Source organism: Streptomyces sp. NPDC044063, from assembly GCF_056434285.1.
Genome location: NZ_JBWKFM010000017.1, coordinates 22583 through 42694 on the forward strand (window position 1 = coordinate 22583; position 20112 = coordinate 42694).

The 20112-nt window shown below is 73.1% G+C and carries 15 protein-coding genes; 11 read left to right on the top strand and 4 right to left on the bottom strand.

Translation table 11 applies throughout. The features are described from left to right. Nucleotides 1–11 precede the first annotated feature (11 nt). On the top strand, nt 12–899 hold the full coding sequence (gene mutM, locus AC07BS_RS21300; RefSeq protein ID WP_478650199.1) for a bifunctional DNA-formamidopyrimidine glycosylase/DNA-(apurinic or apyrimidinic site) lyase: 888 nt from the start codon (nt 12–14) through the stop codon (nt 897–899). A gap of 25 nt (nt 900–924) precedes the next feature. Here mutM and AC07BS_RS21305 read toward each other — a convergent pair whose 3' ends face one another. Then, nucleotides 925–1338, bottom strand: coding sequence for a winged helix-turn-helix transcriptional regulator (locus AC07BS_RS21305; protein WP_478650201.1), 414 nt, complete (start codon nt 1336–1338; stop codon nt 925–927). Nucleotides 1339–1445: 107 nt separating this feature from the next. On the opposite strand from AC07BS_RS21305, the gene AC07BS_RS21310 reads away from it, so the two are divergent. Beyond that, on the top strand, nt 1446–2030 hold the full coding sequence (locus AC07BS_RS21310; RefSeq protein WP_478933816.1) for a flavodoxin family protein: 585 nt from the start codon (nt 1446–1448) through the stop codon (nt 2028–2030). Between the two features lie 13 nt (nt 2031–2043). Here the strand turns inward: AC07BS_RS21310 and AC07BS_RS21315 are convergent, their stop codons facing one another. After that, nucleotides 2044–3285, bottom strand: coding sequence for a CAP domain-containing protein (locus tag AC07BS_RS21315; protein ID WP_478933818.1), 1242 nt, complete (start codon nt 3283–3285; stop codon nt 2044–2046). Nucleotides 3286–3417: 132 nt separating this feature from the next. On the opposite strand from AC07BS_RS21315, the gene AC07BS_RS21320 reads away from it, so the two are divergent. The 4 genes from AC07BS_RS21320 (at nt 3418) to AC07BS_RS21335 (ending at nt 9734) form a co-directional block, all read left to right on the top strand. Then, complete coding sequence (locus AC07BS_RS21320; protein ID WP_478650207.1) at nt 3418–3699, top strand: acylphosphatase; 282 nt, start codon at nt 3418–3420, stop codon at nt 3697–3699. Nucleotides 3700–4104: 405 nt separating this feature from the next. Further along, nucleotides 4105–4308 (top strand): hypothetical protein, encoded by a 204-nt coding sequence (locus AC07BS_RS21325; protein ID WP_399934801.1) that lies wholly within the window; start codon nt 4105–4107, stop codon nt 4306–4308. 258 nt (nt 4309–4566) lie between these two features. Continuing rightward, complete coding sequence (gene smc, locus AC07BS_RS21330; protein WP_478650209.1) at nt 4567–8124, top strand: chromosome segregation protein SMC; 3558 nt, start codon at nt 4567–4569, stop codon at nt 8122–8124. Nucleotides 8125–8315: 191 nt separating this feature from the next. Next, on the top strand, nt 8316–9734 hold the full coding sequence (locus AC07BS_RS21335) for a sugar porter family MFS transporter (protein ID WP_478650211.1): 1419 nt from the start codon (nt 8316–8318) through the stop codon (nt 9732–9734). A 307-nt stretch (nt 9735–10041) separates the two neighbouring features. On the opposite strand, the gene AC07BS_RS21340 is transcribed toward AC07BS_RS21335, so the two are convergent. Beyond that, entirely contained in the window at nt 10042–11523 is a 1482-nt protein-coding gene (locus tag AC07BS_RS21340; protein ID WP_478650213.1) for a purine-cytosine permease family protein, read from the bottom strand. A gap of 219 nt (nt 11524–11742) precedes the next feature. Here AC07BS_RS21340 and ftsY point away from each other — a divergent pair, with 219 nt between their 5' ends. Next, nucleotides 11743–12990: a signal recognition particle-docking protein FtsY gene (ftsY, locus tag AC07BS_RS21345; RefSeq protein ID WP_478650215.1), complete on the top strand. Its 1248-nt coding sequence runs from the start codon at nt 11743–11745 to the stop codon at nt 12988–12990. Between the two features lie 75 nt (nt 12991–13065). On the opposite strand, the gene AC07BS_RS21350 is transcribed toward ftsY, so the two are convergent. Further along, nucleotides 13066–13740 carry a bifunctional DNA primase/polymerase gene (locus AC07BS_RS21350; protein ID WP_478650217.1) on the bottom strand — a complete coding sequence of 225 codons (675 nt, stop codon included), beginning with the start codon at nt 13738–13740 and terminating at the stop codon, nt 13066–13068. 430 nt (nt 13741–14170) lie between these two features. Between AC07BS_RS21350 and nsdA the strand changes: the two genes are divergently transcribed. The 4 genes from nsdA to AC07BS_RS21370 all read left to right on the top strand — a co-directional run bounded on the left by nsdA (nt 14171) and on the right by AC07BS_RS21370 (nt 20049). Then, the gene (nsdA, locus tag AC07BS_RS21355; protein ID WP_478650219.1) at nt 14171–15679 is read left to right on the top strand and encodes a transcriptional repressor NsdA; all 1509 of its coding nucleotides are present in this window, start codon (nt 14171–14173) and stop codon (nt 15677–15679) included. Nucleotides 15680–15963: 284 nt separating this feature from the next. Continuing rightward, nucleotides 15964–17232: an ammonium transporter gene (locus tag AC07BS_RS21360; protein WP_478650221.1), complete on the top strand. Its 1269-nt coding sequence runs from the start codon at nt 15964–15966 to the stop codon at nt 17230–17232. Continuing rightward, the gene (locus tag AC07BS_RS21365; protein WP_478650223.1) at nt 17229–17567 is read left to right on the top strand and encodes a P-II family nitrogen regulator; all 339 of its coding nucleotides are present in this window, start codon (nt 17229–17231) and stop codon (nt 17565–17567) included. Before AC07BS_RS21360 ends, AC07BS_RS21365 begins: the two co-directional genes overlap by 4 nt. Nucleotides 17568–17661: 94 nt before the next feature. After that, on the top strand, nt 17662–20049 hold the full coding sequence (locus AC07BS_RS21370) for a [protein-PII] uridylyltransferase (protein ID WP_478650225.1): 2388 nt from the start codon (nt 17662–17664) through the stop codon (nt 20047–20049). The last annotated feature ends 63 nt before the right edge of the window (nt 20050–20112 follow it).

The following is a 20112-nucleotide window of genomic DNA, read 5'->3' on the forward strand; positions in this document are numbered from 1 at the left end:
GAGGGAGTGCGGTGCCCGAGCTGCCCGAGGTCGAGGTCGTCCGCAGCGGACTGGAGCGCTGGGTCGGCGGCCGTACGGTCGCCCAGGTCGAGGTGCTGCATCCGCGTGCCGTCCGCCGCCACCTCGCCGGCCCGGAGGACTTCGCCGCACGGCTCGTCGGCCACCGGCTGGGCACCCCCCGGCGCCGGGGCAAGTATCTGTGGCTGCCCGTCGAACCCGTGGGGGAGACGACGGCACCGGACCGCGCCGTCCTCGCCCACCTGGGCATGAGCGGCCAGCTGCTGGTGCAGCCCCAGGGCTCGCCCGACGAGAAGCACCTGCGCGTCCGGATCCGCTTCGCCGACGACAAGGCCACCGAGCTCCGCTTCGTCGACCAGCGCACCTTCGGCGGCCTCTCACTGCACGACACCGTGCCCGGCGACCCCGAGGGGCTGCCGGACGTCATCGCCCACATCGCGCGCGACCCGCTCGACGCGGCCTTCGACGACGACGCCTTCCACAGCGCGCTGCGCCGCCGCCGGACGACGATCAAGAGGGCGCTGCTCGACCAGTCGCTCATCAGCGGCGTCGGCAACATCTACGCCGACGAGGCGCTGTGGCGCACCCGGCTGCACTACGACCGTCCCACCGCCGGCCTGACCCGCCCGCGCACCGCCGAACTGCTGCTGCACATCCGCGAGGTCATGAACGAGGCGCTGGCGGCGGGCGGCACCAGCTTCGACAGCCTCTACGTCAATGTGAACGGCGAATCGGGCTACTTCGACCGCTCGCTGGACGCCTACGGGCGCGAGGACGAGCCCTGCCGGCGCTGCGGCACGCCCATGCGCCGCCGGCCCTGGATGAACCGCTCCAGCTACTTCTGCCCGCGCTGCCAGCGCCCGCCGCGCCCCACGGCGTAGCGCCACCTCACGGTCCGGACGGCGGTCAGGCGCGCTCGCCGTCGTACGTCCCGCGTGCCGTCATAACGTCGGGCATGCGGGCCTCGACCAGGTCGATCAGCCCCATCAGCCGCTCGGTGATCTCCCGGCCCAGGGGAGTGAGCCGGTAGTCCACGCGGGGCGGGTTCGTCGGTTGCGCCTCGCGGTGCACCAGTCCGTCCCGCTCCAGCGCGTGGAGCGTCTGGGACAGCATCTTCTCGCTGACGCCGTCGACGCGTCGGCGCAACTCGTTGAAGCGCAGGCTGTCCTCGCGCAGCGCGCCCAGGGTCAGGGCGCCCCAGCGACCGGTGACGTGCCCCAGGGTCTCCCGCGAGGGGCAGCTGCGGGCGAAGACGTCGAAGGGCAGTCGCTCGTCCGCCGCCGCGTCGCACCCCTCGCCGGCCGTGCTGTTCGTCGTCATGTGAACACGATACTCCCGCACAGCGCTCTCCAGAAGGTTGCGCTTTCCAAAAGTTAGTGCTTACCTTTCCTCATCGATCCCCACCGGCATCCCGAGGAGTACCCGCCGTGACCACCCCCGTCGTCTCCATCGCCTACCACTCCGGCTTCGGCCACACCGCCGTCCTCGCCGAGGCCGTCCGGGCCGGCGCCGCGGACACCGGTGCCACCGTGCATCTGATCAACGTCGCCGAGATCACCGACGCGCAGTGGGAGCGGCTCGACGCCTCCGACGCCATCGTCTTCGGCTCGCCCACCTACATGGGCACCGCCTCCGGCGCCTTCCACGTCTTCGCCGAGGCCACCTCCGGCCGCTGGTACACCCGCGCCTGGCAGGACAAGCTGGCGGCCGGCTTCACCAACTCCGCCTCCAAGAGCGGCGACAAGCTGCACACCCTGCAGTTCTTCACGATCCTCGCCGCCCAGCACGGCATGCACTGGGTGGGCCTCGGTCAGCTGCCGGGCTGGAACAGCTCCGTGGCCTCCGAGAACGACGTCAACCGCCTGGGCTTCTTCCTCGGCGCAGGCGCCCAGACCGACAACGACCAGGGCCCCGAGGGCGTGCACAAGGCCGACATCGCCACCGCCGAGCTCCTCGGCCGCCGCATCGCCGAGCAGGCCCGGATCTACGCCGCGGGCCGCGCCGCCGCCTGACGCCCCTCGTGGATCAGTAGCCGAAGTCCTGGGTCCACCAAGGGCCGTTGCCGCCCTGGTGGACGCCGACGCCCATGCTGCGGTAGTCGCAGTTGAGGATGTTGGCGCGGTGCCCGCTGCTGCGCATCCACGCGTCCATCACCGTGTGCGCGTCCGGATGGCCGCGGGCGATGTTCTCGCCGCCCAGGTTCTTGATGCCCCGCCGGGCGGCCCGGTCCCAGGGACTCCGGCCGTCCGGGTCGGTGTGGTCGAAGAACCCCCGCCGGGCCATGTCGTCGCTGAACGACTGGGCGAGCCGGTTGAGCTTGGGACTGGCCCGCAGCGGGCGGCAGCCGGCCTTGGCGCGTTCCGCGTTGACCAGGGACAGCACCAGATGCGCGGCGGCGGACTGCGGATCGGCCAGGGTGCCGGCCGTCGGCCCCGCCTCCTCGACGTCCGCGGCGACGGTCAGCCGCCGCTCGGCGGCCGTACGCGCCCGGGCCGCCCGCGCGCGGCCCGCGGCGCCCGGCGTACCGGACGGCCCCCGCGAGGGCGTCGCCGACGGGGACGACGGAGCCGCCGACGCGTCCGGAGCGGCCGAGGGGGACGCGGACTCCACCGGCGCCGCGGGGCGCTCGGCACCCCGGGCGGCCCGGACGCCCTCGGCCTCGTGGGGTGTCGCCCGCCGTTCGTCCGGCCCGGCCGGGACCGTCGCCCGCTCCGCGCGGGCGAGGGGCGCCCCCTGCGCCGGACGCTCCCGGGCGACCTGGTCGCCCGACCGGTCGGCCTGGGGCGCGGCCGGGGGGCGGGCGTCACGCGCGGGGGACTCGACCGGGCCGTCCGCCCGAACCTGCCCGCTGGTGCCGGCACCGCCCGCGGAGCCGTCGCCGCCCGGGACGCCACTGGGCAGCAGCCCGGAGACCATGGCCACCGCGCCCATCGCCACGGCGGCCGAGGCACCGAGCAGGCCGGCCCGTCGCGCGGGCGGCACCGTCTTGACGACCTTGCCGGCGGCCCCGCCGCTCCTGGCCGCCGCGCCGCTCGCGGCGGCGCCCGTGGCCACGGCTCCCCGGCGTTTGCCGCGGCGGGGGCCGCGGTGACGCCCGGGACTCCCGCCGCCCGGGCGGACGATGGGGATGGGCTGGGTGATCGCCTCGGACGGATCCTCGGACTCGTAGGTCTCGGCCGACTCGCTCGTCAGGCGAGCCCGGGCTTTCCGGGCGTTCTCCACCGCCTCGTCGGCGGTCGCGCGGGCTGAGCGTCGATGGCGACCCATCCGCTGCCTTCCTCACGTGTTCGGCGTCAAAGGGCATCACTCGTCCGGGGGAGCCTTATTCGGCGGCGACTGTACGGCACGGGACACCGGGCCGAAGTGCTGCTTATGTAATTGGCCGGTTAACGTGCAGACATGAACGAGAATGTCCGTCTCACGGCGTGGGTCCGTGGGCATGTGCAGGGTGTCGGCTTTCGATGGTTCACCCGGGCCAACGCTTTGCGGATCGGCGACCTGTCCGGCTTCGCCTCCAACCTCTCCGACGGCAGGGTCCAGGTCGTCGCCGAGGGCCCCCGCACCGGATGCGAACAGCTGCTCGCCTGGCTGCGCGACGGCGACACGCCCGGCCGTGTGGACGGTGTCACCGAGATCTGGAACACACCCAAGGGTGGTTACGACGGCTTCGAGATCCGCTGAGCGGATGACGGGAAAATCGGATTCGGGTGCGGTTCCCCGGGAGTGAGGGGGATGCCGATCGTCGTATTCATATGACATTGGCATATGCAGTCCAGGGAAATCCCCTGATGGTTGCCAAGTCGGCCGCATCGTGCAAGGCTGCCTCTCAACGGATGATCTCCACTCACCCTCGGGCCCCGGGTGCGGAATGCGGCGCGGATATCCCCGCGCGCACCCCCGGGACGCCTGCCGATACGGGGTGTGATCGTGTTGACCGTCAAACCATTTGGTGAGACGCTGGAAGCCCCGCGCACCTTAGCTGTTTGGCATTGAAAGACCGCAGTAGTGATGGCAGACACCGCGGGTGCGAATCCCTCACGACCCACACCGCTTCGGTCGGTCACTCAGTGTGGAGGACCATCCATCATGGCAAAGGCGCTTCTCGGTTACGTCGGCGGCTCCGACCCCCGAGTCCTCTCCGAGATGCGACGGCTTCAGCAGCGTGTCCAGGACCTCGAATCCGAGCTCATTCGGATGCAGGCCGAGAACGACGCGCTGACTGCCGCCGCTCACGGTGACTCGCTGCTCGACAGCATCGACGTATCCCAGGCGGAGCCTGCGCTTGCCTGACCCGTGCCCTGCCCCGGGGGCCGGTCGGGCTGCACTGTCAGCCGCTTGAGAGCTGCAAGGGACGCTTCGGCGTCCCTTCGTCGTTTCCCGCCTGATACCCGCCGTTTCCTTCCCGCCGCTCCTCACACCTGATCTGCCCTGCGCCTTCGCATGTGAAACCAGCGGGTGAAAGCCGGGGGCGAGCGGGGAAAAGCGACGGCGCGCCACCCTCCACCACAGGCGCGGAACCCGTACGAACGAGCGGTAGAGTCCTACCGCGTGCACCTCAAGAGCCTGACCCTGCGCGGGTTCAAATCCTTTGCCTCCGCCACCACCCTGCGCTTCGAACCCGGCATCACCTGTGTCGTGGGACCGAACGGTTCCGGGAAGTCCAACGTCGTCGACGCGCTTTCCTGGGTCATGGGCGAGCAGGGCGCCAAGTCCCTCCGCGGCGGCAAGATGGAGGACGTCATCTTCGCGGGGACGACCGGCCGCCCCCCGCTCGGCCGCGCCGAGGTCTCGCTCACCATCGACAACTCCGACGGCGCCCTGCCCATCGAGTACGCCGAGGTCACCATCACGCGGATCATGTTCCGCAACGGCGGCAGCGAATACCAGATCAACGGCGACACCTGCCGCCTCCTGGACATCCAGGAACTCCTCTCCGACTCCGGCATCGGCCGCGAGATGCACGTCATCGTCGGCCAGGGGCAGCTCGACTCCGTCCTCCACGCCGACCCCACGGGCCGCCGCGCCTTCATCGAGGAGGCCGCCGGCGTCCTCAAGCACCGCAAGCGCAAGGAGAAGGCGCTGCGGAAGCTCGACGCGATGAAGGCCAACCTCGCCCGCGTCCAGGACCTCACCGACGAACTGCGCCGCCAGCTCAAGCCGCTCGGCCGGCAGGCCGCCGTCGCCCGCCGCGCCGCCGTCATCCAGGCCGACCTCCGCGACGCCCGGCTCCGCCTGCTCGCCGACGACCTGGTCGGTCTGCGCGAGGCGCTGCGCGCCGAGATCGCCGACGAGGCCGCCCTCAAGGGCCGCAAGGAGGCCGCCGAGGCCGAACTGCGCGCCGCGGCCCGGCGCGAGGCCGAGCTGGAGGAACAGGTCCGCGAGCTGGCCCCGCGCCTGGCCACGGCCCAGCGGACCTGGCACGAACTCTCCCGCCTCGCCGAACGCGTGCGCGGCACCGTCGGCCTCGCCGACGCCCGCGTCACCAGCGCCACCACGGTCCCCGCCGAGGAGCGGCGCGGCCGCGACCCCGAGGACCTCGAACGCGAGGCCGCCCGCGTCCGCGAGCAGGAGGCCGAACTCGAGGCCGCCCTCGAAGCGGCCGGCCGGGCCCTGGAGGACACCTCCCGGCACCGCGAGGACCTCGAACGCCGGCTCGCCGAGGAGGAACGCCGCCTGCGCGACGCCGCCCGGGCCGTCGCCGACCGTCGCGAGCGGCTCGCCCGGCTGCACGGCCAGGTCACCGCGGCCCGCGGCCGCGCCGCCTCGGCCGAGGCCGAGATCGGCCGGCTGGCGGCGGCCCGCGACGAGGCCGGCGAGCGGGCCGCCGCGGCCCAGGAGGAGTACGAGCGCCACCAGGCCGAGGCCGACGGCGCCGACGCGGACGACGCCGAACTCGCCGCCCGCCACGACCGCGCCAAGGCGGAGCTCGCCGCGGCCGACGGCGCGCTGAACGACGCCCGCGAGGCGGCCGCCGAGGCCGAGCGGCGTCGCGCCGCCCTCACCGCCCGCCGCGACGCCCTCGCCCTGGGACTGCGCCGCAAGGACGGGACGGGCGCGCTGCTGACCGCGCAGGAACGTTTGAGCGGTCTGCTCGGGCCGGCCGCCGGGCTGCTATCCGTCACCCCCGGCCATGAACTCGCCGTCGCCACCGCCCTGGGCGCCGCCGCCGACGCCCTCGCCGTCACCGGCCCCGCCGCCGCGGCGGAGGCCCTCCGCCTGCTCAAGAAGGAGGACGCCGGCCGGGCCGTCCTCCTCCTCGCCGGAGCGCCCGAGGAGGCGGAGGCCCCGCCCCCGCCCGCCCCCCACCGCGCCGCCGCCGACCTCGTACGCGCCCCCCTCGACCTGCGGCCCGCCGTCCGCAGGCTGCTGCGCGGCATCGTCGTCGTCGACACCCTGGAGGACGCCGAGCGCCTCGTCACCTCCCACCCCGCCCTGACCGCCGTCACCGCCGAGGGCGACCTGCTCGGCGCCCACCTCGCCCAGGGCGGCTCCGGCGGGGCGCCCAGCCTCCTGGAGACACAGGCGGCGGTCGACGAGGCCACGGCCGAGCTCACCGGGCTCGACGCCCGCTGCGCCGAACTGACCGCCGCCCGCGAAGCGGCCGGCGACCACCGCGCCCGGTGCGCCGCGCTCGTGGAGGAACTGGCCGGCCTGCGCAGCACCGCCGACCGGGAGAAGTCGCGGACCGCCCAGGTTCTGGGACGCCTCGCCGGGCAGGCCCGGGCGGCCGCCGGCGAGGCCGAGCGGACGGCGGCCGCGGCGGGGCGCGCCGAGGAGGCGCTGCTGCGCGCCACCGAGGAGGCGGAGGAACTCGCCGCGCGCCTGGCGACGGCGGAGGAGACCGAGGACGAGGACGACGAGCCCGACACCGGCGTCCGCGACCGGCTCGCCGCCGACGGCGCCAACGCCCGCCAGACCGAGATGGAGGCGCGCCTCCAGCTCCGTACCCACGAGGAGCGGATGAAGGCGCTGGCCGGCCGGGCCGACGGGCTCGACCGCGCCGCCCGCGCCGAGCGCGAGGCGCGCGCCCGGGCCGAGCAGCGCCGGGCGCGGCTGCGCCACGAGGCCGAGGTGGCCTCGGCGGTGGCGGCGGGTGCCCGGCAGCTGCTGGCGCACGTCGAGGTCTCGCTCGTACGGGCCGACGAGGAGCGTCTCCAGGCCGAGGCCGCCAAGGCCGAACGCGAGCGCGAGCTGGCCGCGGGCCGGGACCGGGCCCGCGACCTGAAGACCGAGCTGGACAAGCTGACGGACTCCGTCCACCGGGGCGAGGTGCTGGGCGCGGAGAAGCGGCTGCGCATCGAGCAGCTGGAGGCCAGGGCCCTGGAGGAGCTCGGCGTCGAACCCACGGCCCTGGTCGCCGAGTACGGCCCCGACCAGCCGGTGCCCCCCTCGCCCCCGGCGGAGGGCGAGGAGCTGCCCGCCGACCCGGACCACCCCCGCAACCGCCCGGCCCCCTACGACCGGGCCGGCCAGGAGAAGCGCCTGCGGGCCGCCGAGCGCGCGTACCAGCAGCTGGGCAAGGTCAATCCGCTGGCGCTGGAGGAGTTCGCGGCGCTGGAGGAGCGTCACCAGTTCCTCTCGGAGCAGCTGGAGGACCTCAAGAAGACCCGCGCGGACCTCCTCCAGGTGGTGAAGGACGTCGACAAGCGCGTCGAGGAGGTCTTCACGGCGGCGTACCACGACACGGCCCGCGAGTTCGAGGGCGTCTTCTCCCGCCTCTTCCCCGGCGGCGAGGGCCGGCTGGTGCTCACCGACCCCGGCGACATGCTGGCCACCGGTGTGGACGTCGAGGCCCGCCCGCCGGGCAAGAAGGTCAAGCGCCTCTCGCTGCTCTCCGGCGGCGAGCGCTCCCTGACGGCCGTCGCCCTCCTGGTGGCGATCTTCAAGGCCCGGCCCAGCCCGTTCTACGTCATGGACGAGGTCGAGGCGGCGCTGGACGACACCAACCTGCAGCGGCTGATCGGGATCATGAAGGAACTCCAGGAGAGCTCCCAGCTGATCGTGATCACTCACCAGAAGCGGACGATGGAGGTGGCCGACGCTCTCTACGGAGTGTCGATGCAGGGCGACGGAGTGTCGAAGGTGATCAGTAGTCGGCTCGCTTAACTTCAACTATTGAACTCAACCACCGGTAAACCGCCGGGAAACATCTTGGTCACAACCTATTGACTTCGAAAGATGAAGACATAGGGTCTCCCACGTTGCTTACGCCTTCATGTGGTGGTCACTTCGATCTTGTGCGCCACTGAAAAGGCGCCCCCCACCCCGGCAACGTGGCCGGGTTCCAGGAGTACACGTTGACCAGCACAGCGACGGCGCAGGGGACCGAGGGCCGCAAGGCCCAGCCGGATCACCTCGGCCACGTCATCTTCATCACCGCGGCCGCGGCCATGGGTGGCTTCCTCTTCGGCTACGACAGCTCCGTGATCAACGGCGCCGTCGAGGGCATCCGCGGGAAGTACGACATCGGCTCGGCCGCCCTCGCCCAGGTCATCGCCATCGCCCTGATCGGCTGCGCCATCGGCGCCGCCACCGCGGGCCGCCTCGCCGACCGCATCGGCCGCATCCGCGTCATGCAGATCTCCGCGGTGCTCTTCACGATCAGCGCCGTCGGCTCGGCCGTGCCCTTCGCGCTCTACGACCTCGCCTTCTGGCGCGTCCTCGGCGGCATCGCCATCGGCATGGCCTCGGTCATCGGCCCGGCCTACATCGCCGAGGTCTCCCCGCCGGCCTACCGCGGCCGCCTCGGTGCCTTCCAGCAGGCCGCCATCGTCATCGGCATCGCCGTGTCGCAGCTGGTCAACTGGGGCATCCTCAACGTCGCCGACGGCGACCAGCGCGGCAAGGTCCTCGGCATCGAGGCCTGGCAGGTCATGCTCGGCGTCATGGTCGTCCCGGCCGTCCTCTACGGCCTGCTCTCCTTCGCCATCCCCGAGTCCCCCCGCTTCCTGATCTCGGTCGGTAAGACCGAGAAGGCGAAGAAGGTCCTGGCCGACGTCGAGGGCCACAGCATCGACCTCGACAAGCGCGTCGCCGAGATCGAGCACGCGATGCACACCGAGGAGAAGTCCACCTTCAAGGACCTGCTCGGCGGCCGCTTCGGCTTCCTGCCGATCGTCTGGGTCGGCATCGGCCTCTCGGTCTTCCAGCAGTTCGTCGGCATCAACGTCGCGTTCTACTACTCCTCGACGCTGTGGCAGTCCGTCGGCGTGAACCCGCAGAGCTCGTTCTTCTACAGCTTCACCACGTCGATCATCAACATCGTCGGCACCGTGATCGCGATGGTCCTGGTCGACCGCATCGGCCGCAAGCCGCTCGCCCTCGTCGGCTCCGTCGGCATGGCCGTCTCCCTCGCCCTCGAGGCCTGGGCCTTCGCCTCCAAGAGCGCCGACGGCACCCTGCCGACCACGCAGGGCACGGTCGCCCTCGTCGCCGCCCACGCCTTCGTCCTCTTCTTCGCCCTCTCCTGGGGCGTCGTGGTCTGGGTCTTCCTGGGCGAGATGTTCCCCAACCGCGTCCGCGCCGCCGCGCTCGGCGTGGCCGCGTCCGCGCAGTGGGTCGCCAACTGGGCCATCACGGCCAGCTTCCCGAGCCTGGCGGACTGGAACCTGTCCGGTGCCTACGTGATCTACACGGTCTTCGCCGTGCTCTCGATCCCCTTCGTGCTGAAGTACGTCAAGGAGACGAAGGGCAAGGCGTTGGAGGAGATGGGCTAACCCCCCGCCGCCCCGCTCTCCTCGAAAGGGCGTTGACCCCGGTCCGTACCGGGCGTCAACGCCCTTTTCCGCGTGCGCGGCACCGGACCCTGTTTGCGGGCAGTCGTTCCGCCGGGGCGGAACGGGTGGGCACAAACCCACCACTCAGCCGCAGCCGGGTGCGGCCCGGTGGCCCCGTTTGCGCCCACCCTCCCCCAGCTACCGCTGGGAGGTGCCCCCAGCCCAGCGGAACGACTGCCCGCAAACGGGTGCAACGAAAGAGGGCCCCCGCGCGGGGGCCCTCTTTCGTTCAGCGGCTACGACGGAACTACGCCGCCACCTTCTCGCGCTCGGCGCGCTCGGTGGGCGCCGCCGACTCCTCGCGCGGCACCGGCAGGACGGCCATCAGGGCCGCCGAGATCACGATCGTCGCCGCCCAGCCCAGGCCGTACTTGCCGACGAACGTCGACGCCAGCGGGCCGGTGAACCAGGCGCAGTCCGTGAAGCAGATGCCCGCCACCAGGGCCACGGCCCACGCCGTCATGGCCTGCCAGCAGAAGCCGCCGACGTACCAGTAGCGGCTGGTGCGGCCGGTGTCCATGAGGGCCTCGGCGTCGTACCGGACGGCCCGTGCCTTGCGGCGCGCCATGTCGACGGCGTAGACGCCGATCCAGGCGGAGAAGGAGACGGCCAGCAGGATCAGGAAGGTGATGAAGGAGCTCAGGAAGCTCTTCGCCACGAGCATCAGCATCAGGCCGCCGATCAGGGAGATCGCGGCGTTGATGCTCACGGCCATGGCGCGCGGCAGCTTCACACCCATGGTCTGGGCGGTGAAGCCGGCCGAGTACATCGACAGGCTGTTGATCAGCAGCATGCCGACGATCGCGGTCACCAGGTACGGCACGGCCAGCCAGGTCGGCAGGATGTCGCCGAGGAAGGACACCGGGTCCGGGGCGTCGGCCAGCTTCGGCGTGGCGACGGCCATCACCGCGCCCATGAGGACCATCGGCACCATGACGACGCCCGCGCCGGAGACGGTCGCGGTGACGATCTTCTTGCCGGAGGCGGAGTGCGGCAGGTAGCGCGCGAAGTCCGGGCCGGTGGGCACCCAGCTGATGCCACCGGCGGCGATGGTGCCGATGCCGGCGATCATCATCGCGGTGGTGCCGGCCGGCTTGGAGAAGACCTCGTCCCACGCGATGTGGGTGATCAGGTAGCCCAGGACCAGCACGCTGAAGACGCCGAAGAGGTACGTCGACCACTTGTTGCAGACGTTGAGCGCCTTGCGCCCCATGCCGCTCACCAGGAACGTGCAGGCCACGAAGACGAACAGCGTGATGACGATCAGCACGTTGTTGCTCTTCACACCGAGGAGCAGGTCCAGCACGGTCAGGACGGCGTACGCGCCGGTGACCGCGTTGATCGTCTCCCAGCCGAAGCGCGCGACCCACAGGATCGCGCCCGGGAAGAGATTGCCGCGCACACCGAACGTCGCGCGGGAGAGCATCGCGCCGGGCGCGCCGCCCCACTTGCCGGACACGGACAGGACGCCGACCAGGCCGAACGACACGAGCGCGGCGCACCCGGCGACGATCAGGACCTGCCAGAAGTTCAGGGCGTTGAAGACGACCAGGGCGGCGCCCATGGTCAGCAGCAGGACGCTGATGTTGGCGGCGACCCAGGTCGGGAAGAGCTCCCGGACCCGGCCGTGCCGCTCGTGGTCGGGGACGGGCTCGATGCCGCGGGTCTCGATGGCACCGGCGGCGCCGTCGGGGCTGGACACGTTGGCGCCTTCGGCAGCGTCGTCCATGGTGGGGGCCATATCGGGGGCTCCGTGCGGGGTGTACAGGGCGGGGCCTGGGCAGAAAGGGACGTTGGGACTCTACGCGCGTCGCGCGAGCCCACGTCATCGTACTTTGATCTAACTTTGGCCGGTTAGGGTCATTCGTCCTTGGCGGAACCCACAAGAAACCCCTGCCGCGAGGCGCCGCAGCGCCCGCACCCGCCGGTGTCCGATACTGGGTGCGTTATGGACATCGTCATCCTTGCTGTAGTCATCGCTGTGGTCGCGCTCGGCGCGATCAGCGGGCTCGTGGTCAGCAGCCGCAAGAAGAAGCAGCTGCCGCCCGCTCCTCCGAGCAGCCCGTCCGTCACCGCGCCGCCCGCCGAGCCGCACGTCGGCGAGGAGGCCGAACCCTCCACCGCGCAGCCGCGCCGCACCATCGAGGAGGTCGAGCTCCCCGAGGCCACCGCCCCGGTGGAGGAGGCCGCCCCGGCCGAGCCGGAGCCCGCGGTCGAGACCGCGCCGGCCCCGGCCGAGCCCGGGATCGAGGTGCCCGAGCCCACCGCCGGTCGCCTGGTGCGCCTGCGGGCGCGGCTGTCCCGTTCCCAGAACACCCTCGGCAAGGGTCTGCTGACCCTGCTGTCCCGCGAGCACCTCGACGAGGACACGTGGGAGGAGATCGAGGACACCCTCCTCACCGCCGACGTGGGTGTGACCCCCACCCAGGAGCTGGTCGAGCGCCTGCGCGAGCGCGTGAAGGTCCTCGGCACCCGTACCCCCGAGGAGCTGCGCGGCCTGCTGCGCGAGGAGCTGCTCGCCCTGATCGGCACCGACGCCGACCGTTCCGTCCACACCGAGCCCGGTGTCGGCGTGAACGGCGAGGAGAAGCCCGGCGTCGTGATGGTCGTCGGCGTCAACGGCGTCGGCAAGACCACGACCACCGGCAAGCTCGCCCGGGTGCTCGTCGCCGACGGCAAGTCCGTCGTGCTGGGCGCGGCCGACACCTTCCGTGCCGCCGCCGCCGACCAGCTGCAGACCTGGGGCGAGCGGGTCGGCGCCCGTACGGTCCGCGGCCCCGAGGGCGGCGACCCGGCGTCGATCGCCTTCGACGCGGTCAAGGAGGGCATCGCCGAGAAGGCGGACGTCGTCCTCGTCGACACCGCCGGTCGCCTCCACACCAAGACCGGTCTCATGGACGAGCTCGGCAAGGTCAAGCGCGTCCTGGAGAAGCACGGCTCGGTCGACGAGGTGCTGCTGGTGCTCGACGCCACCACCGGTCAGAACGGCCTGGTGCAGGCCCGCGTCTTCGCCGAGGTCGTGGACATCACCGGCATCGTGCTGACGAAGCTCGACGGCACGGCCAAGGGCGGCATCGTCGTCGCCGTCCAGCGCGAGCTGGGCGTGCCGGTCAAGCTGGTCGGTCTGGGCGAGGGCGCGGACGACCTGGCGCCGTTCGAGCCGGAGGCGTTCGTCGACGCCCTGATCGGCGAGTAACCCGGCGAGGGACGAGAAGGATCGTTCATGAGGAGGGGCCCCGCGGCGAACACCGCCGCGGGGCCCCTCCCTCGTTCAGCCCGCCGAGCCCGCCCAGCGGTGGCAGACGTACGCCAGCGTGCCCAGCAGCAGCCGGGCCTCCGGCGGCCGGCCCGCCGTGTCCAGCGTGGGCGGCAGCAGCCAGCGCATCGGCCCCAGGCCGGCGTGGTCGCAGGGCGGGGCGGTGACGTGGTCGCCGGTCCCCAGGCCGCGCAGGTCCAGTCGGGCGTCGTCCCACCCCATGCGGTAGAGGAGCTGGGGGAGTTCGGCCGCGGCGCCGGGGGCGACGAAGAACAGCGCCCGCCCGTGCGGCGCGAGGGCGACCGGGCCCAGCGGCACGCCCATGCGCTCCAGCCGTGCCAGCGCGTGCCGGCCGGCCGCCTCCTCGACCTCCAGGACGTCGAACGACCGCCCCACGGGCAGGAGTACGGCCGCGCCCGGCACCTCGGTCCAGACCGCGGCGGCCTCGTCCAGCGTGGCGCCCGCCGGGACGCCGGGCGCGAAGGGGAGTGGATGGGCGCCGGGGGAGGGGCAGTCGGCGGCGTCGCAGGAGCACGTCACGGGGCCGCCCCGGCCGACCCGGGCGCCCGGCACGACGTCCCATCCCCACAGGCCCGTGTACTCCGCGACGGTCATCACGGATTCCGATGCGCGGCCTCGGCGCCGAGAGCTCGAGCGCAGGTCCCGGATGCCGCCGATTGTGAAGCCCATGCCCCCTCCAACGGGTCGTGCTCGCGGTTGGTTACGTGTCGGAGTGTCTCGGACACGCACGGTTGCGGACCTCTGCCGCGGGGCGGCGCGACGGTGTGCGACGGGTGGTGCGGAGCGGCCCGTGCGCCGTGGCGCGCAACGGTCCGTCCCGCCGCGGGTTTCGGCGCCGATGTTCCGTGTCAAGTCAATCGCGAAGCGGGGCGAAGGGGTTCATTCGTTGGGGTGGCGAATGGTGGCGTTTACTGGACTGCCCTCGCGTGAGCGGTGATCGTAGGATTACTTTCGGTACATGAATTCCGCCGGACAAGCGGCCCCTGTGAGCGGCAGGCTGTTGGCGGTTCACGCGCGGTCGCGACGGGCGCCGCGGACACGGCGGATTGCAGACGCAGTGGTTGCGGAGTTTGCAGAGTTTTCGGATGGGGGCGTTCCCGTGGGCGGCAATGTCAGCGGAACGGGCGGTGCCGACAGGGCCGAGAAGGCCGACAGTCCGGCGAAACGCCCGAACGACCAGCTGAACTCGTGGTTCCTGCGCAGTGGTTGGTCCAAGGGCGAGCTCGCCCGGCAGGTCAACCGCAGGGCGCGCCAGCTCGGCGCGCACCACATCAGCACGGACACCTCGCGGGTGCGTCGCTGGCTGGACGGTGAGCAGCCGCGCGAGCCCATCCCGAAGATCCTCTCGGAGCTGTTCTCCGAGCGCTTCGGATGCGTCGTCGGCGTCGAGGACATCGGGCTGCGGACCGCGCACCGGTCGCCGTCCGTGGCCGGCGTCGACCTCCCCTGGGCGGGCCCCCAGACCGTGGAGCTGCTCAGCGAGTTCTCCCGCAGCGACCTGATGCTGGCGCGGCGGGGCTTCCTCGGGACCTCGCTGGCGCTCTCGGCGGGGCCCGCCCTCATCGAGCCCATGCAGCGCTGGCTGGTGCCCGGGACGGGCGGCCGGGAGCCCGGCTCCGGCGCCGAGCGCGACCGGGCGCGCAGGTCGCGGCTGTCCGCGCCGGAGCTGGAGCTGCTGGAGTCCACGGCGGTGATGTTCCGGCAGTGGGACGCCCAGTGCGGCGGCGGGCTGCGCCGCAAGGCCGTCGTCGGGCAGCTCCACGAGGTCACCGACCTGCTCCAGGAGCCCCAGCCCGCCGACATCTCCCGGCGGTTGTTCACCGTCGCCGCCGAGCTGGCCCAGCTGGCCGGCTGGATGAGCTACGACATCGGTCTCCACCCCACGGCGCAGAAGTACTTCGTGCTCGCCCTCCACGCGGCGAAGGAGGCCGGTGACCGCCCCCTCGGCTCGTACATCCTCTCCAGCATGAGCCGCCAGATGATCCACCTGGGCCGGCCGGAGGACGCCCTGGAGCTGATCCACCTCGGACAGTACGGCTCGCGGGAGACGGCCACCCCGCGCACCCAGGCCATGTTGTATGCGATGGAGGGCCGCGCCTACGCCAACATGGGCCAGCCCGCCAAGGTCAAGCGCGCGGTGAACATGGCCGAGGACTGCTTCTCGGACTGCGCCACCGGCGACGGCGACCCCGACTGGATCCGCTTCTTCTCCGAGGCCGAGCTCAACGCCGAGAACGCCCACTCCTACCGCGATCTCGCCTACGTGGCCGGGCGCAGCCCGACGTACGCCTCGCTGTCCCGGCCGAAGATGGAGCGTGCCGTCGAGCTCTTCGCGGAGGACGCCGAGCACCAGCGCTCGTACGCCCTCAACCTCATCGGCATGGCCACCGTGCATCTGATGGAACGTGAGCCCGAGGAGTCCGCGGTCCTCGCCGGCAAGGCCCTCCGGATCGCCAAGCAGGTCCGCTCGGAGCGGGTGAACAACCGCCTCCGCAAGACCGTCGACAATGCCGCGCGCGAGTTCGGCGACGTCACCGAGGTGGCCGAGCTGACCGAGCAGCTCGCCGTCCATCTGCCGGAGCCGGCCGAGGCCGCGCAGGCCGTCTGAGCCGTCCGGCCCCCCTGACCCGGCCGCGGCGGCCCTCCCGTACACCCGACTCGGCTCCCCCATGCCAGTCACGCAGGGAGGCCGTCGCGGCCGGCTCGCGGCACCGCGCGGACATCCGCCCGTTCACCGGGGCGTAACACCCGCGCCCCCTTCGTCACCGTCGCGAAACAGCCGACGGCCCCTGGCCGAAACCGTGCTGCGCGAGCCTCGAGGCGACACCGGCCCATGGGACAAGCACCAGCCCGCACGGGGGTCAGGGCCGCCGCCGCGAGGAGACACCGACATTGAATGGCGCAGACACCGCGTTCGTATTGATCAGTGCCGCGCTCGTGATGCTGATGACACCGGCCCTTGCCTTCTTCTACGGGGGCATGGTGCGGGTCAAGAGCGTGCTCAACATGCTGATGATGTCGTTCGTCTCGCTCGGCATCGTCACCGTCCTGTGGGTGCTGTTCGGCTATTCGCTGGCGTTCGGTGACGACGTCGGCGCCGGGCTGCTGGGCGACCTCGACCACATCGGCCTCAAGGGCATCGGCCCCGAGACCCTCACCGGCGGCAAGGAGGGCATCCCGGTCTTCGCGTTCGTCCTCTTCCAGCTGATGTTCGCCGTCATCACCCCGGCCCTGATGAGCGGCGCCCTCGCGGACCGCGTGAAGTTCAGCGCCTGGGCGCTGTTCATCACCCTGTGGGCGACGCTCGTCTACTTCCCGGTGGCCCACTGGGTCTGGCAGGCCGACGGCTGGCTGTTCAAGCTCAAGGTGATCGACTTCGCCGGTGGCACCGCCGTGCACATCAACGCCGGCATCGGGGCGCTGGCCGCCGTCCTCGTCGTCGGCCGGCGCGTCGGCTTCACCAAGGAGCCCATGCGCCCGCACAGCCTCCCGCTGGTGGTGCTCGGCGCCGGGCTGCTGTGGTTCGGCTGGTTCGGCTTCAACGCGGGCTCCGCGCTCGCCGCCAACGGCGTCGCCGCCACCATGGCGCTCAACACCCAGGTCGCCACCGGCGCCGCCATGCTCGGCTGGCTCGCCTACGAGCGGGTCCGGCACGGCGCCTTCACCACCCTGGGCGCCGCCTCCGGCGCCGTCGCCGGACTCGTCGCGATCACCCCCTCCGGCGCGGCCGTCAACGCCTTCGGCGCCGTCCTCATCGGCCTCGTCGCCGGAGCCGTCTGCTCCTGGGCCGTCGGGCTGAAGTTCCGGTTCGGCCTCGACGACTCCCTCGACGTGGTGGGCGTCCACCTCGTCGGCGGCGTCATCGGCACCCTGCTGGTCGGCCTCCTCGCGACCGGTGGCGTCGGCGGCCTCACCCAGCTCGGCCGGCAGGCCGTCGGCGCCTTCTCCGTCATGGCCTACTCGTTCGCCGTCTCCTGGCTGCTGGCCAAGCTCGTCGACCGGCTGATGGGCCTCCGGGCGAGCGAGGAGGACGAGATCAGCGGCGTCGACCAGGCGTACCACGCCGAGTCCGCCTACGACCTCACCGCGGTGGGCGGCGCCCCGGCCTCCCGGGCCGGCACTTCCGCCGCCCAGCACCCGACCAGGAAAGTGGACGCATGAAGCTCATCACCGCGGTCATCAAGACCCACCAGCTCGACGCGGTCAAGGACGCGCTCCAGACCTTCGGCGTCCACGGCCTGACCGTCACCGAGGCGAGGGGTTACGGCCGGCAGCGCGGCCACACCGAGGTCTACCGGGGCGCCGAGTACACCGTCGACTTCGTGCCCAAGGCGCGCGTCGAGGTCCTCGCCGAGGACGCGGACGCCGACGACATCGTCGACGTCATCGTCACCGCCGCCCGCACCGGGAAGATCGGCGACGGCAAGGTCTGGGTCGTCGACGCCGGCACCGTCGTCCGCGTCCGCACCGGCGAGCGCGGCCCGGACGCGCTCTGAGACGCCGGCTCCGGGACGCCTGCTCCGAAGCCGGGCCCGCTCCGGGACACCCCGCTCCGGGACACCCCGCCCCGAGACACCCCAGGGAGCCCACGTGACGCACACCCGGCCGGCCGCCCCCGAACCCACCGGCTACGCGGCCGCCCGGCTGCGGCTCCTCCAGGAGGAGCCGCCCGCCGGAGCGGCCCTGCGGGCCCGGCTCGCCGGCCTCACCGACCAGTGGCTGGCCTCGCTGCTGGGCCCCGCCCGGGGCGTCGCGCTCGTCGCCGTCGGCGGCTACGGGCGCGGCGAGCTCTCCCCGCGCAGCGACCTCGACGTGCTCCTCCTGCACGACGGCAGCACCGGCACCACCGGAATCGCCGAGGTCGCCGACCGCGTCTGGTACCCCGTCTGGGACATGGGCCTCGCCCTCGACCACTCCGTCCGCACCCCGGCCGAGGCCCGCCGGACGGCCGCCGCCGACCTCAAGGTCCACCTCGGCCTCCTCGACGCCCGCCACATCGCCGGCGACCCGGACCTCACCGCCCGGCTGCGCGGCGCCGCGTACGAGGACTGGCGCGCCCAGGCCCCCGCCCGGCTGCCCGGGCTCCGGGAGATGTGCGAGGAACGCGCCCGCCGCCAGGGCGACCTCAGGTTCCTCCTCGAACCCGACCTCAAGGAGGCCCGCGGCGGCCTGCGCGACGCCACCGCCCTGCGGGCCGTCGCCGCCTCCTGGCTCGCCGACGCGCCCCGCGAGGGCCTGGAGGACGCCCGTACACGGCTCCTCGACACCCGCGACGCCCTCCATCTGACCACCGGGCGCGCCACCGACCGCCTCGCCCTCCAGGAGCAGGACCAGGTGGCCGCCGCCCTCGGCCTGCCCGACGCCGACGCCCTCCTGCGCGACGTCTACGAGGCCGCCCACACCGTCTCCTACGCCGCCGAGGTCACCTGGCGCGAGGTCGGGCGCGTCCTGCGGTCCCGCTCCGGGCGGCCCCGGCTGCGCCGCGTCCTGGGCGGGCGGGGCGGGCGCGGCGGCTTCGTCGAGCCCGAGCGCGTCCCGCTCGCCGAGGGTGTCGTCGAACAGGACGGCGAGGTGGTGCTGGCCCGCACCGCGCGCCCCGAGCGCGACCCCGTGCTCCCGCTGCGCGCCGCGGCCGCCGCCGCGCGGGCCGGGCTGCCGCTGTCCCGGCACGCCGTGCGGCGGATGGCCGCCGCCGGGCCGCTGCCCGTGCCGTGGCCGGCCGAGGCCCGCGAGCACCTCGTCACCCTGCTCGGCGCCGGCGAGGCCACCGTGGCGGTCTGGGAGGCCCTGGAGCGGGAGGGGATCGTCTCCCGGCTGCTGCCGGAGTGGCGGCACGTACGCTGCCGTCCGCAGCGCAACGCCGTCCACCGCTGGACCGTCGACCGCCACCTCGTCGAGACGGCCGTCGAGGCCTCCGCCCTCACCCGCCGCGTCGGCCGCCCCGACCTGCTGCTCGTCGCGGCCCTCCTGCACGACATCGGCAAGGGCCTGCCCGGAGACCACTCCGAGGCCGGCGCGGCCGTCGCCCGCGACGTCGCGGCCCGCCTCGGCCTCGATGCCGAGGACACCGCCGTCCTCGGCACCCTCGTCCGCCACCACCTGCTGCTCGCCGAGACCGCCACCCGCCGCGACCTGGGCGACCCCGCGACGATCCGCACGGTCACCGACGCCGTCTCCCGCCCCGGCACGCTGGAGCTGCTGCACGCCCTCACCGAGGCCGACGCCCGCGCCACGGGCCCGGCCGCCTGGAGCGACTGGCGTGCCACGCTCGTCGCCGACCTGGTCCGGCGGGCCGCCGCCGCGCTGGCGGGCGAGCCGGTCGCCGCCCCCGCCGAGCCGGCGCCGCCGACGGCCGGGGAGCGGCGGGCGGTGGACGAGGCGCTGCGCACCGGTGCCTCCGTGGTCGCCCTCCAGGCGCCCGGCGGTGCCGACACCCTGCGGCTGGCCGTCGCCGTCCCCGACCGGCCGGGCATCCTGCCCGCCACGGCGGGGGTCCTGGCCCTGCACCGCCTGACGGTCCGCGCGGCGGAGCTGCGGGACGCCGGTGGTGCCCTGCTCATGCACTGGCGGGTCGCCGCCGAGTACGGTTCGCCGCCGGAGGCCGCGCGGCTGCGCGCCGACCTCGTCCGGGCCCTGGAGGGCTCCCTGGACGTCGAGGCCCGCCTGGCCGAGCGCGAGGCCGCGTACGCGGGGCGGCGGCGCGGAGCCGTCCACGCGCCGCCCCGGGTGACCGTCGCCGCCGGCGGCTCGCACGCCGCGACGGTCCTGGAGGTCCGGGCCCAGGACGCCCCCGGTCTCCTGCACCGCATCGGGCGGGCCCTGGAGGACGCGGGTGCCCGGGTACGGAGCGCGCATGTGAGCACGCTGGGAGCGAGCGTGGTGGACGCGTTCTATGTGACGGACGAGACGGGGGAGCCGCTGGGGGAGGGCGAGGCGGTGGGGGTGGCCCGTAAGGTGCAGGAGTCACTGGGCGGCTGACCGTTCCGGGAAGGGGCGGATACCCTTGGGGGTCAGCCCGCCGCCCCGACCAGACAGAAGGAT